Origin of the sequence: Methanimicrococcus hongohii, assembly GCF_032594095.1 — an archaeon.
GTDB lineage: Archaea > Halobacteriota > Methanosarcinia > Methanosarcinales > Methanosarcinaceae > Methanimicrococcus > Methanimicrococcus hongohii.
The window spans coordinates 1349381-1363382 of sequence record NZ_CP131059.1; the positions used below are offsets into that span (position 1 = coordinate 1349381).

A 14002-nucleotide genomic window follows, 5' to 3' on the forward strand; every position below is an offset into this window, starting at 1 on the left:
ACATTGTGTTAAAATATTTGGAGAATGAAAGAATATCTGAATGAAATTATGAAAATATAAATAAAATAGACAAAATATAGACTAAACGAATAAAATGCAGATAAAACAATATAAATGGATTTATAAAATGATTTCCAAGTGCAAAACACTTCAAAAATGAAAAAGATTTTACTTTTTCAGCAAAATCTCATCCACTCTTAAAATATTCATCGCGGTTTCAGTGGCCGCAACCAGCGCGTATTTTTTAACAGTTGCGCAGTCATAAACCGCCGGCGAATTGCCGATGACATGGCGGCTGACATCCAAACGCGCGTCAATGCCGTCTTCCTGCTGCGCAGACAAATCAATCATCGCATCCGTCACGTCCATGCCGATGTTTTTGGCAAGCGTCTTGGCAAGCTCTTCTGTCGCGTCGGCAAACGCGCGAACCGCCAGCTGCTCTTTGCCGGCAAGCGTATTCGCGTAAATGCGAAGCGAGCGAGCAAGGAAATATTCCGTTCCGCCCGCGCCGGTCACAACCGACGGATTCTTAATCAGCAAAGCCGCATTGTTCAGCGCGTCGTCCGCCGCTTCTTCAATTTTGCCGAGACCGTATTTCATCGGTTCATGAATCAAAACGGTTGTCACAGGCTGATAATCGATTTTCATAAAAGCAAACGTCTCATAACGCTTTTTAACAACTTTGATCTCATCCGCGTAACCGAGCCCGCGGTTCATATCTTCAGAAGAATCCTGAATCGTCATGAATTCAGCACCCGTTGCCGTCGCGATATAATCCATATCTTTGATTTTCAAACGCTTGTAAACAAGGATCTTCTTTCTCGCCAAAGCCTCTTCAATATGGAAATCCACTTCGCCTTCACAAAAAATCAAATTCGCGCCGCTTTCAATGATTTTTTCGGCAAATTCATAAGCTGCCGCCTTGCGCGCGTCTTTGAATTCAAACGCGGTTTCAGGTTTATCAATACGAACAAAATGCTGCGGATTAATATAACCGCTGTCGGGCTTGACTTCGTTTCTTAAAAGCAGAACCGCCGGATTTTGAAGATATTTCGGCATATCATCGCGCGCGGGTGTCTCATCCAAAATAAGACCCTGAAAAGAAAGCACGTCAGGAGAGCCGACCTTTTTCAAAACCTTAACATTCTTTTCCAAATCCAAATAAGAGCCGCCTGTTCTGAAATCCAATTCTTTGACCGTCTGAAGCATCGCTTCTGCCAATCGTTCTGCCTGATCTTCCAAAATGCCCTTGCCGAACGCGGACGACTTGACGGCCGAAAGAATCATTTCATCGTCAGCCTCTTCTGCGACGTATTCAAGCATTTCATAAGCTTTTCCCATCGCCAATTCATAGCCGTGTGCAATCACTGCCGGATGAACATTTTTTCGAAGCAGCGGAAGCGCATTTTTAAGCAAACTGCATGCCAAAAGAAGCGCCGTTTTCGTGCCGTCGCCGCAGGATTTGTCCATGGACTGTCCCAAGCGTTTCAAAGAAACGGCAACAGGGTGAAGAATATCGATTTCTTTAATGATGGTTTTGCCGTCACTTGTCATATAAACATCGCCGGCCGGACCGTAAACGAGCTTGTTCATGCCGCAGGGACCAAAAGACGAAGCCAGCATCTCGCGAATGTCTGTAACCATCGTTTCAATATGAAACAGCAGCTGATCATCTTCAACCGGGCCGTCAACGGCAACACGCTCACGAATTTGGCGGACAAGTTCATCCGGTATTTCAGGCATTTGATTGCGCCCCGATGTCGGGCGTAACATTGATGCAGACATAATTTAAAACCTCCAAATACACATCTGTTTTCGATCTGTTTTCTGATTAAATACAACAATACATACAACAATACATACAACAATCCCGTTTTTGAGAAATTGAAAAAATCAAATTTCAAATTTAGATTCCAAATTCAAACTTTAAAATTCAAACTTAAAATTCAAATTCAAACTCAAAAATTTAAATTCAAATTCAAACTCAAAAATTAAATTAAAATTTTCAATTTCAATTCTAAAAATTTATGAATTATAAATGAACGGACTCAGCCGTTTCCGAACTTGGTCGTTTCGGCGAATCCGTATCCGTTTTGCGCGGCGTTCCGACACCGATTCCGAACAATTTGATTTCAAGCGGATTCTCCGTTGAAAATCCGGCCTGAATATCTTCGCGTTTGATATCGATTTTAACGGAAGAATCCGGCAAACCGTATTTGGTCATATGCGTCTGAATCAATTCACGGATTTTCTCTTCACTTTTCGAAACAGCTTCTTCGCTTGTTTCATATTCATAGCGGCCGGTATCGTCAAAAGCAACATAAGCCAGACTGCCGATAGATTTCGGGCGGATCAAAACATTTGTTCTGAAAATGACATCGCCGACAAGCGCGCCGACAGCGTTTCCGACATCATAAAAATCGGGCAAAACGACTTCGGCGTCCAAAAGATTGCAGAAATCTTCATAATAAGCGCGAACAGGCGCGCCGATAAGAATGACCGGAGTTGTGATTTTAAATTTGGTGAACGGGGAATTCAAAACCAAACGATTCACATCCTCCGGCTTTAAGTAAGGCGCGAAGAAAGAGATGAGATCCGCTGCCATTTTTTCGGAAACGGACAACTGTACGCGCCTGCAAAACTCTTCGGGGGAAAGAGTCAGATAATCTGCAAGAATTTTTGCGCCAAGCTCGGCAGCTTCTGAATTCCAATTTGAATATTTGCCGAGAACATGCAAAGCGTCTGTCGGCGTAAAACCGATTTGAGAGACACATCTCTTCAGCACCAAAGAATCCAGGATTTTTGTAAACATGAGCGGATGATCGCCAAGCTTATTGGCAATATCATAAATGGTTGACGGTGTTTCATCTACGTCGCTGATTGCGTCAAGCACCGCCTGCTCGTAGTTTGACAGCGAAATGTCCGATAATCTTGAAGAGTAGGGCAACTTTGAAAAGAACGCCGTTCCCTGAACGACCGAGTCCAAAACGCGCTCGGAAGGGATTTCCATCGATTTCATCTTTTCAACCAATTCGGGGAACTCAACCGCAGCAAGCGAGATCGGAATGACGCGGCGCGGACCGATGTTCATTCCCTGACACACCCAAACGTGACTGTCGCCGCCGAGCGCCGAAGTGGTCATTTGAATCGCGCGAACCATCGTTTTCCAGCCGCCGACAGTCGCACCCGTGTCGCTGATATTCGGGATGCCGTCAACGATCATGGAAATATCCGTACTGGTTCCGCCGACATCAATTGTCACGCACGTTTTGTCGCCCGTCAAATGTGACGCGCCGACCAAACTGGAAGCGGGACCCGAAAAAATGGATTCGACCGGCCGCAAAAGCGCTTCTTCGATGTTCACCAAAGAGCCGTCGCATTTCATAATCATTAAATTCGAATCAATATTTTTGTCTTCCATCACAGATAAAACAGAGCGGACAAACTGATTTGTAACAGGGATCAGCTGAGCGTTCAAAACAGCCGTCAGCGTTCGCTCGTAAACGCCGAGCGCCCGGGAAAGTTCGTGGCCGCAGACAACCGGCTGGTCCGTCAGTTCCGCAATTTTTTCTTTGATCAAAAGTTCATGTTCGGGATTTCTGACACTGAAAAAAGACGAAACGGCATAAGACGCGACACTGCCTTTTGTCTCACGAATAAATTCCCGAAGTTCTTTCAAATCTTTCATCGGGTCATCCAATTCATTACCGTCGGCATCGTGTCCGCCGCGGATTTCAAGAACGTCCGAGACCGGCAAATCGCCTGAAATGGAATAACCGATTAAAATGAGTCCGCACGGATAGCCTTTTCCTTCAAGCGTCGTGTTCGTTGCAAGCGTTGTTGAAACGGATGTAAATTTAACATCTTTGAAATGAGATTCGGATAAGCCTTCAATTGACTTGGTAATTCCGGTCACCAAGTTGGAATGCGTCGTCAGCGACTTGCTTTTTTCAATAATCGAGCCGGTTTCAAGATCCATCAAAACCGCATCTGTATACGTTCCGCCCGTGTCAATGCCTAATCCGAGTTTCATGTTTTCCCCTCAAAGTGGTGTTTTTTCAAATTTTATTTTTAATAATTTCTGAGTATAAATAACAATAAATAATTGATACAATAACAAATACGATAGCGAATTCAAACAAATTCAATAATAAATCCAATCAACAAATCATAATAATCTCAACAAATCCAATAATAAATTCAAACATTCGATAACGAATTCAAACAAATTCAATAATAAATCCAATCAACAAATCATAATAAATCTCAACAAATCCAATAATAAATTCAAACATTCAATAACGAATTCAAACAAATCCGATAATAGATCGGATAATGGTGATAATGGCCGAAAAGACCTGCAGACGATACATTTCGGCCTGAAACGGAGGGTTCAAAGGAATTAAAAATGAATCTGAAAGCTGCAAACCAAATAAAAGCCGCCCGATAAATGACCGCGGGGATGCAGATTCACAGGATGATAAAAATCCTCATCGGACGGCTTTTGGTTTGTTGTATTTTACAGATGTTTTCCGGTGTGTCCGGCGTTTTGGAGAGTGGTTTAATTCCTCTTTAATGATTTTTGTTTTTGATTATACCGGCATTGAGGTCAGCCGATAAAGATTATTGCCGGCCAGATGAGGTCGGCCGACAATTTGATTGTGGTTATCGTTTTAACCGATAACGGAGATACCGATCGGCTCAGCCGATGATCTTTGCATATCTGTCTTCGCCGATTTCTTTGGCCGTGTCGACCATTGCTTTAACAGAGAGCAGTGAGCCTTCCGGCGGCACTTCACAACCGGTAGACAAGACATACTTGGACTGTCTGCCGCTGTCTTTAAGTGACTGCAAGGCACCTTCCATCAATTTGGACGTGTCATTGCGGATGTTTTGATAGGTCGCCTCATCATTGTTCATGAACTGAATCGGGTCGACTTCTCCCATCATACAGCAGATGTCGGTGTATGCCGGAATCAAGTCAGCATAGTTCTTGGAACCCTTGTCTCTGTTCTTCTCGTAGTAAGCGTAGCTGTAAAGAGACGTTCCGAACTTGCGGATCTGGATGTCGAAGTGAACAGCATCGGCACAGTTGTGAATGACGTACGGCGCATTGAATTTCTTAAAGACAGGAATGTGTCTGTCATACACGTATTTGCCGTCGAATTCCCAGTACTGGTCGGCGCTCATAATCACATTGTTGGACCACAGGTTGTCAACACAAATCGCGTCTGCTGCACCTTCTTCGAAGAAGACGGTAGAGATTTCGCTGACGAAGTCCGTGATTTTATCCAATGCTTTGTGAACATCGGCCGGGTTTGTGTTCATGTCGTGAAGGACACGGTCTGCGCCCATTGCTTGCGTTAATGTCAGCAAGGGACCTTCGTGGAAGCCGACAAACGGTGCGTCGAGTTCTTCTTTGTGAAGTCTCTCTGTTGCGAGTTTTGCGGCTTGGATGTGGTTGTAGATACGGGTTCCTTTCTTGACTTCAGGGATTTCGATGTCTTCGTAGTCTTTCAAGTGACCTGTTGCGGAAGGTGTGTCTTCTTCAGGTATTGTGACACCGGCACCGATATCGGTTGATGTAATGGAAAGGTCTGTTAAACCGACGAATGTGTCAACGTCCAAGTATTTGACAGCGCCTTCAACGGATGCTGCAAATTTCTCGGGAATCGTTGCATAGTCTTTATAGGTACAGGGAACGAATTTTCTGGAAATGCCGCAAGCGAGCGGGTAAACCGGAAGTCTGTCCACTTTCTTGTCGCCGAGGGCACCGAAAACACGCTCTTTGTGAGACATTTTGGAAGCGCCTTTTGTTCCGACTTTGTTGTATTCGTCTATGACTTTCTTTGCGGTTTCAAGCGTCATGTTGCCGGACGAGGTTGCAGCGGCTTTCTTTTTAAGGACTGCATCCTTGTATTTGGTTTTTGTAACGCTTAATTTTGCATCGCTCCAGCGGTCTTCTGCCGGGCCGAGTTTGGATGTTGCTTCTTTGGCGAATGTGACTGCGCCTGCTGCGTCTTTTGCGGTCCCGTCAGCGCCGACTGTTTGCGCGTACTGCGGGGAAACCGGAGCGCCGCCGACCATGAAGACGAGAGAGTCACGGTAACCGTTTTCAAGAAGCATTTCTGAAATTTTGTCCATGCCGGTCATGGTTGTGGTCATCAAAGCGCTGACCGATAAGAGGTCGGCTTTGTTTTCTTTTGCCGTTGAAACGAATTTCTCAAGAGGGACGTCGTTTCCGAGGTCGATCATTGTAAATCCGGCGGCGGCCATCATTGTTTTAACAAGATTTTTGCCGATATCGTGAACATCGCCTTCGATTGTTCCGATAACGCCTGTAATCGGGCGGCTGGCAGCATCTGTTTTGATATGGGGTGTTAAAACATCCATTCCCTCGTAAAGGGCAGAAGAGGCAATCATCAAGTGCGGAACGAAAACTTCGCCGCGCTCGTATTTGTCTCCCATAATTGACATGCCTTTTGCAAGACCGTCAACAATGGCTTCTTGAGGATCAATTCCCTCTGAAAGCGCTTTTTGGGCATATTCAACTGCTTCATCGTCGTCGCCGGCAATGACAGCATCCGCTAATGCTTTTAAAATATCTTCTTTTGACATAATCGAATCACCATACATTCTATTATTACACACATGGTCTCAAGAGGGGTTAAAAAAAGGAGACCTAAAAGAAATCCCCCAAACCATCAGTTCGTTTTACACGTCATACCGTGTACATTATAATAAACGGCTTGTGAACATATAACATAAATCCCGTCGAAAAATCAAACCTCGTAATAAAAAGTTTAGAACAAATATAATCAAAGAGATTAATAAAAATAGAAGGATTAATTTGATTAACCGTGTTGATAAAAATAAAGCCTTTGTAATTTCGGTTCAAAAAATCAAGGAGAGTCGAAGAAAAGAAAAGCGGCAGAATTGAAAGTAAAAAACATAAAATTGAAAGATTCGTAGCGGAGTGTGTTTGTTTCCGACGGGAGGGAGGTGTTTGTTTCCGCTTGGAGGGAGGTGTTTGTTTCCGGCTGGAGGGAGGTGTTTGTTTCCGGCTGGAGGGAGGTGTTTGTTTCCGCTTGGAGGGAGGTGTTTGTTTCCGCTTGGAGGGAGGTGTTTGTTTCCGCTTGGAGGGAGGTGTTTGTTTCCGCTTGGAGGGAGGTGTTTGTTTCCGCTTGGAGGGAGGTGTTTGTTTCCGCTTGGAGGGAGGTGTTTGTTTCCGCTTGGAGGGAGGTGTTTATGAAAAAATCGCGTAGCGATTTTTATTTCCGCCGCCGGCAGCGCCGCGCCCGCGAAACGCACCAATTTTAACAAAACGAATCAAAACAGAGACCCTTGTTTTTAAAACAAAAGAATCAAAAATGCTGCCACATATTTTCAAACAAAACGAATCAAAAAATATTCCCGAATTTTAAACAAAAAAATTGAAAAAAAGATCGAATAATGCTGAAAAGGAAGCAATATCCTTTTCAGTCATAAACGGAGGTTGAAAGGAATAAAACAGATGTGGAGGTTTTCCGGAAAAATCCGGCTTGGGGGAAAGCCGGAGCAAAGCGCAGGATGAATAACGCAGGCCAAGCAGTTGTGTGTTGTGTGTGTTGTGTGGTACTGCCTGACATGTTTTTCCCGGAAAAACCGTTGAAAAAAGAGGTTTAATCCCTTTCCGTTTTTGATGATACCGACTGAAGCAGTCGATAATTGTGAAATATCGGACGTTTGATGACGGCAATGAAACATCATCAAAACGACCGATGAATAACCGCTCAGGCTGACAATTAATTGCAATAATTTTGTAAATTGATTGTAATTATATTACAAACGAATTCAACTGCAAATTGATGCATTAATTGTACTGTTTCGTCAGCCCGCTGCGGCGATTAACGGCTCAGCCGATAATCTTTGCGTATCTGTCTTCACCGATTTCTTTGGCGGTGTCGACCATTGCTTTAACGGCGAGGAGTGAGCCTTCCGGCGGCACTTCACAACCTGTGGACAGCACATAATTAGACTGTCTGCCGCTGTCTTTGAGTGTTTGCAAAACACCGTCCATCAATGCGGATGTGTCATTGCGGATGTTTTGGAATGTTGCCTCATCGTTGTTCATGAACTGAATCGGGTCAACTTCTCCCATCATACAGCAGATGTCAGAGTATTCCGGAATCAGGTCAGCGTAGTTCTTGGAGCCTTTGTCCTTGTTCTTCTCATAGTAAGCGTAGCTGTACATAGCGGTTCCGAACTTGCGGATCTGGATATCGAAGTGAACGGCGTCAGCGCAGTTGTGAATAACGTACGGCGCGTTGTATTTCTTAAAGACCGGAAGGTGGCTGTCGTAAACGTATTTGCCGTCAAATTCCCAGTACTGATCAGCGCTCATAATCACGTTGTTGGACCAAAGGTTGTCCACACAAATTGCGTCTGCTGCGCCTTCATCGAAGAACGCTGTGGAGATTTCGTTGACGAATCCGGTGATTCTTTCAAGAGCTTTGTGAACGTCTTCAGGATTTGTTTTCATGTCGTGAAGAACGCGGTCAGCGCCCATTGCCTGTGTTAAAGTAAGCAAAGGACCTTCGTGGAAAGCAACGAACGGCGCGTTGAGTTCGTCCTTGTGCAATTTTTCAACAGCCATTTTGGAAGCCTGAATATGGTTGTAGATACGTGTTCCTTTCTTGACTTCGGGAATTTCGATGTCTTCGTATTCGTGAAGGTGTCCTGTTGCCGAAGGGGTGTCTTCTTCGGGCATCGTAACGCCTGCTCCGACATCGGCTGCCGTGATGGAAAGGTCAGTTAAACCGACGAATGTGTCAACGTCCAAATATTTGACGGCTGCTGCCGCTGTTGCTGCGAAGTGTTCCGGAACGGTTGCGTATTCTTTGTATGTGCAGGGAACGAATTTTCTTGCAACACCGCAGGCAAGCGGATAGACCGGAAGTCTGTCAATTTTCTTGTCGCCGAGCGCGCCGAAAATACGGTCTGTGTGAGACATTTTGGAAGCGGCTTTGGTGCCGATTTTTTCAAATTCTTCCATGACTTTCTTGGCGGATTCCAATGTGATGTTTTCGGCAGCACCGCTGGCTGCTTTTCTTTTAAGAATCGCGTCTTTGTATTTTGTCTTCGTCACGTTCAATTTTGCATCGCTCCAGCGTTCTTCTGCGGGCGGAAGCTTGGTTGCGGCTTCTTTGGCGAAAGAGACGGCGGTTGCTGCGTCTTTGGCTGTTCCGTCAGCGCCGATTGTTTTGGCGTATTCGGGGGAAACCGGCGCGCCGCCGACCATAAAGACGAGGGAGTCGCGGTAACCGTTTTCAAGAAGCATTTCCGAAATTTTGTCCATGCCGGTCATGGTTGTTGTCATCAAAGCGCTGACGGAAAGGATGTCGGCTTTGTTTTCTTTGGCGGCTGTCAAGAATTTTTCAAACGGAACGTCGTTGCCGAGGTCGATCATTGTGAATCCGGCTGCGGACATCATTGTTCTGACAAGGTTTTTGCCGATGTCGTGAACGTCGCCTTCGATTGTTCCGATAACGCCTGTAATCGGGCGGCTTGCGTCGTTAGTCAATTTAATGTGGGGTGTTAAAACGTCCATTCCTTCATAAAGTGCAGATGAAGCGATCATCAAATGCGGAACGAAAACTTCTCCGCGTTCGTATTTGTCGCCCATAACCGACATTCCTTTTGCCAGACCGTCAATGATTGCTTCCTGCGGATCAATTCCTGCTGCAAGTGCTTTTTCAGCATATTCTACTGCTTCGTCATCGTCTCCCGCAATAACAGCATCGGCGAGTGCCTTTAAAATTTCATCTTTTGTCATAATCTGTTCACCATATTGTAAAAACTGTGTAAAAACAAAAATACTCTCGGGGACCTGCAACACATTTACACATTTGAAGCCCCGAGATTTCGGTTCGTACCAACACGTTTGTTTAAATAATCGTGTTCAGAAAATGTAAAGGAATAAAAATTATATAACTTAAATCGGATGATAAAATCAATTGCTGTAACCAGAATTTTACGAAAAATCTAATCAAAACATTTGACGAGAAAATTATCATTAATAATTACAAAGGCGTTATAATTATTTGAAAAAAAGTATTCAATGAGACAAATAAAATGATGAGAGAAGTATTTTACGGCTGTTACTTGCCGGCGGCGGCGCGCGCGAATTGCATCATTTTTGATTTGATTTCAACATCAAGTGTCGTTTTTATTTTAGTTTTTCAAACTCGACCAACATTTTTATTTTTGGTTTTCAAATTCGCTCATCAATTTTTTTGTTTTTGTTTTTCAAACTCATCCTCCAATTTTATTTTGATTTTTCAAGATAAACCTAAACATCCAATTTTCAAAAACGTTGAACCTGAACGCCCGATAAAACCCTAAATTAATGTTTTAGATTTGGATAAAAGAAGGCGTTCCGTTTTTGAAAATATTGATGAAAGACGATGTTTCAATAAAAACAAAAATGAATGAAACTACAAAAACCGTCCCCGCAAGTTGAGTTTCCGAGCGTAGCGAGGAGACGAGACTTGGCGGATTCTTTCCATACAAAACAAAAATACTAAAACCGATTTTTCTGAGTTACTGTCCGGCTCCTGCAAAGTGTCGTTCCTGCAACTGTCTTTTAATGCTGCCGCTTCCGGCCGAGCCTGCCAGTCAGCAACTGTATTTTAATACTGCTGCCAAGTCAGGTTTGCGCTCTGCTTGCATCTGCTCTTTTTTAATAAATCCGTTCGCATTCGCGAACGTGCCGCTGCTACCTACAGGTTTCTGTTTGCCGCTGCTACCTACAGGTTTCCGTTTGCTGCTGTTACCTACAGGTTTCTGTTTGCTGCTGCTACCATCAGGTTTCTGTTTCCGCGCTGTCGACAGGTTTTCGCGTACTGCTGCCGCCGCACCGCCCGCGCAAGCCGCACAAATTTTAAAAAACAAATGAAAAAACGCCCCATTGTTTTTAAAAAACAAAAAACAAAAATAAAAAACGACTCATTACTTTTAAAAAACAAAATCGAAAAATATCCCATTACTTTTAAAAAACAGAATCAAAATCCACCCTTTCGTTTTTAAGAAAAGAACATAAATCAGGACAATCAAAGACAATCAAGGAATTGAGCGTCCTAATAAGCCCGAAAATTCATTCGATTTTCTCGGACTTATCTAAATAATATTTGAACAAATCTTCTCCCCACAAAACCGAAGAATTTTCAAAACTCATCAGCGAATGGTTGTGATAAATATTATCATTGTTGAACAATGAAACCGAAAAGAAATGATCGGTGACGACCGCTGACGCAATTTCGATCGGTTTTTCATAAACGTAAATGCGCGCGTTTTTGTAAGACAAATATTCGTCAAGAAGAGCGCCGTAATCCGTTCTGAATCTTTCGATTGCAATCGGCGGCAGAATAATATCAATTTCAACGCCTTTTCGCACTAATTCCATGTAAGTGGAATGGTAAACCGGGCTGAAGAAAGAAGAAACATCGCGGACGTGCTTGGATTTCAGCAAATTTTCTTCGAACTTGAGCGGCAGTTCATAAAGCCGACTGAGTTCAGGCTCGACCAAAACACAATTTCGAAGCTCGCCGAGGCGCGATAAAAGAGCAGCCGGAAAAGCCGGTTTGTGGTCCGTCCAATATTTCTGATTCGTCGAATAAACATCCAGCGTTTCCAAAAGCGGAATCATTTTTTGAGAAATGACCATTCCCATCACCGTTAAAGAATAAACGTTTCCTTCGTAAACAACCAAGCCCTGGTCCATCAAAATCTTAATTTGAGTCATAATCGCGCTTGTCGTCACATTCAGTTCATCTTTAATTTCTTCAATCGACATCGGTCCGCTCAGCAAAGAAATCATCAAATTCTTACGTTTTTCCGATAAGAAAAGCGTACCGATCAATTCAGTTGTCATCAGACTTCACCTCCGTTTTTTGATCATTTTCCGGAGCTTCCTGTTTAGCTCCGGGTTTGTTTAAAATCGGCAATTTGACGACAAAAACAGAGCCGCCGTCAGGGTTTTTCTCACCCCAAATGTCGCCGCCGTGTTTATGAGTAATAATTTTCGCAACATATAAACCGGATTCCGCGCCTTCCAAACGGTTGGCATGGAAATGACCCGAGCCGACAAACATAATGCTTTGGAAAAGATACGGCAGCGATTCTTCATCCAAATCCGGACCGGAATCGAAGAACCGGATTTCTAAAAATCCGTCTTTGACCTCGCCTTTGAGACGGATTTTGCCGCCTGTAAAAGAGTTCAGGCAGGCGTTTTCAATAAGAGTCGTAAAAACGACTTCCAAACTTTCGTAATCGCCGAGAACACTCGGGAATTCTTCCGGCATGCAGCGGTCAAGCGTCACATCTTTGTTGCGCAAAAGCAGAATCGTATTCAAAAAAGCCTGTTCGATCAGACTTCCGAAATCGATTTGAGTGAATTTTTCATAACGAATGTTGTCGCCGGCCATGCTGATGTAAACCATAGAGTCGACCAAATGCTTAATGCGGTTGGCCAGCAGCAAACCTTCTTCAATTGCCGCCTGCTGTCTTTCGTAAGCCATCAAAAAGACTTCATCTTCCATTGTTCTCAAATAACGATCGGGAGATTGATTTTCCGTTTCATTTTGAACATCTTTGAGAAATTCCTGAGAAACCATTGACATCGAACGCAATTTTTCGTAATGGGCCGCCAGCTCGCCGGATCTTTCTTTCAATGACTCTTCAAGTCTTTTCTTCTGAATCACTTCCCACAATCCCTGCATTAAAATCATCAGATTAAAAATGTCATTGGAATCGTATTCATCTTCCTTGTTGCCGACACCGATCACAATAACGATTCGCCCGCCGTCAAAAATCGGAACGTGCATGTAGCTGGAAAGCGTAACGTGTCCTTTCGGAAAACCTTTTTTGAGTGACGAAGGAGATTGATAATTATTTAAAATCATAGGTTTCCGTTTACGGATGGCTTCTCCCCAAAGTCCGGTTCGGTGAACGGGATAAACGTGCGGACGGTTTTGTTCGTCAATAGAACATTCGCGGACGGAACTTTTGGACCACGAATGCATGATAAGAGTGGCTTCATCGGGTGTCGGAAAAGCGATGTACCCGATTTTGCTTTTTGTCAGGCGAACGGCTTCTTCACGGGCGTAGTCGATGATTTCCTGGAAAGAATAGCCGCCCATGCGCTTGAGTTTAAGCAGAACTTCCTGGCGCGCCAAATTCAAAGCGGTTTCTTCTTCGGCTTTTTTGCGGTCGGTAATGTCAAAAAGAAGACCCTGATAATGCAAAACATTTCCGTCATCGTCACGGATAATGAAAGTTCTTTGTTCGACCCAGCGAATGGAGCCGAATTTTGTATAAAGTCTGTAATTTAAAGTGAATCCGTAAGTATCCGTTTTTGCCGAATATTCCTCAAATTGAACTCTGAGTTTTTCCAAATCGTCGCGATAAACGATGTTTTCAAAATCATAATTGTAATCGCTGAATTCTTCCGGCGGATATCCGAATTGAATAATATTATTTGAAACATATTTGACGGGAAGACCCGCGTCGGCGCCGAATTTAAAAACGACGACAGGGCTCATATTGACAATAAATTCCAATTCTTTACGCGTATCCGACCACTTCATTTCAGCACACCTACTTCAAATCCCATATTAATAACGCCGATTAGGTTAAGGTCTGTAAAAGGTTAAAAAGTTTTGTTTAAGAATTGTTCACTTCGCCCACAACATTTCAGGCAGAGGAGAAGGTGTTTGTTTGCAGCGGGAGGGAGGTGTTTGTTTCCGCTTGGAGGGAGGTGTTTGTTTCCGCTTGGAGGGAGGTGTTTGTTTCCGCCGGGAGGGAGGTGTTTGTTTCCGCCGGGAGGGAGGTGTTTACTGAAAAATCGCTGCGCGATTTTTTACGGGCTTGCGCCCGCGCGCGAACCGCAACAAATTTCAAAAATTCATGAAAATGGAGCGGCAAGTTTACAATAAACAAAAAAAGAAAATGAAAAGAAAAAGCA

9 protein-coding genes are annotated in these 14002 nt (G+C 43.9%); 3 read left to right on the plus strand and 6 right to left on the minus strand.

The annotated features are described in order from the left end of the window. Window positions 1-168: 168 nt before the first annotated feature. The 3 genes from MmiHf6_RS06165 to MmiHf6_RS06175 form a co-directional block, all read right to left on the minus strand. Complete coding sequence (locus tag MmiHf6_RS06165) at window positions 169-1785, minus strand: TCP-1/cpn60 chaperonin family protein (RefSeq protein ID WP_316556925.1); 1617 nt, start codon at window positions 1783-1785, stop codon at window positions 169-171. 247 nt (window positions 1786-2032) lie between these two features. Next, window positions 2033-4033: a hydantoinase/oxoprolinase family protein gene (locus MmiHf6_RS06170; RefSeq protein ID WP_316556926.1), complete on the minus strand. Its 2001-nt coding sequence runs from the start codon at window positions 4031-4033 to the stop codon at window positions 2033-2035. A 668-nt stretch (window positions 4034-4701) separates the two neighbouring features. After that, entirely contained in the window at window positions 4702-6618 is a 1917-nt protein-coding gene (locus MmiHf6_RS06175) for a uroporphyrinogen decarboxylase family protein (RefSeq protein WP_316556927.1), read from the minus strand. 360 nt (window positions 6619-6978) lie between these two features. Between MmiHf6_RS06175 and MmiHf6_RS06180 the strand changes: the two genes are divergently transcribed. Continuing rightward, entirely contained in the window at window positions 6979-7320 is a 342-nt protein-coding gene (locus MmiHf6_RS06180; protein WP_316556928.1) for a hypothetical protein, read from the plus strand. Window positions 7321-7894: 574 nt separating this feature from the next. On the opposite strand, the gene MmiHf6_RS06185 is transcribed toward MmiHf6_RS06180, so the two are convergent. Continuing rightward, entirely contained in the window at window positions 7895-9814 is a 1920-nt protein-coding gene (locus MmiHf6_RS06185; RefSeq protein ID WP_316556929.1) for a uroporphyrinogen decarboxylase family protein, read from the minus strand. 813 nt (window positions 9815-10627) lie between these two features. On the opposite strand from MmiHf6_RS06185, the gene MmiHf6_RS06190 reads away from it, so the two are divergent. Then, on the plus strand, window positions 10628-10936 hold the full coding sequence (locus MmiHf6_RS06190; RefSeq protein ID WP_316556930.1) for a hypothetical protein: 309 nt from the start codon (window positions 10628-10630) through the stop codon (window positions 10934-10936). Window positions 10937-11134: 198 nt separating this feature from the next. On the opposite strand, the gene MmiHf6_RS06195 is transcribed toward MmiHf6_RS06190, so the two are convergent. After that, entirely contained in the window at window positions 11135-11911 is a 777-nt protein-coding gene (locus MmiHf6_RS06195) for a helix-turn-helix transcriptional regulator (RefSeq protein ID WP_316556931.1), read from the minus strand. Further along, window positions 11901-13625, minus strand: a complete 1725-nt coding sequence (locus MmiHf6_RS06200; protein ID WP_316556932.1) for a sensor histidine kinase — start codon at window positions 13623-13625, stop codon at window positions 11901-11903. Before MmiHf6_RS06200 ends, MmiHf6_RS06195 begins: the two co-directional genes overlap by 11 nt. Before the next feature lie 83 nt (window positions 13626-13708). Here MmiHf6_RS06200 and MmiHf6_RS06205 point away from each other — a divergent pair, with 83 nt between their 5' ends. After that, window positions 13709-13948 (plus strand): hypothetical protein, encoded by a 240-nt coding sequence (locus MmiHf6_RS06205; RefSeq protein WP_316556933.1) that lies wholly within the window; start codon window positions 13709-13711, stop codon window positions 13946-13948. Window positions 13949-14002: the final 54 nt, after the last annotated feature.

Bases quoted from the DNA above. Each gene is read 5' to 3' on its own strand.
- MmiHf6_RS06175 (WP_316556927.1), bottom strand. From the start codon at position 6,618: ATGTCAAAAGAAGATATTTTAAAAGCATTAGCGGATGCTGTCATTGCC.
- MmiHf6_RS06195 (WP_316556931.1), bottom strand. From the start codon at position 11,911: ATGACAACTGAATTGATCGGTACGCTTTTCTTATCGGAAAAACGTAAG.
- MmiHf6_RS06185 (WP_316556929.1), bottom strand. From the start codon at position 9,814: ATGACAAAAGATGAAATTTTAAAGGCACTCGCCGATGCTGTTATTGCG.
- MmiHf6_RS06165 (WP_316556925.1), bottom strand. From the start codon at position 1,785: ATGTCTGCATCAATGTTACGCCCGACATCGGGGCGCAATCAAATGCCT.
- MmiHf6_RS06200 (WP_316556932.1), bottom strand. From the start codon at position 13,625: ATGAAGTGGTCGGATACGCGTAAAGAATTGGAATTTATTGTCAATATG.
- MmiHf6_RS06190 (WP_316556930.1), top strand. From the start codon at position 10,628: ATGCTGCCGCTTCCGGCCGAGCCTGCCAGTCAGCAACTGTATTTTAAT.
- MmiHf6_RS06170 (WP_316556926.1), bottom strand. From the start codon at position 4,033: ATGAAACTCGGATTAGGCATTGACACGGGCGGAACGTATACAGATGCG.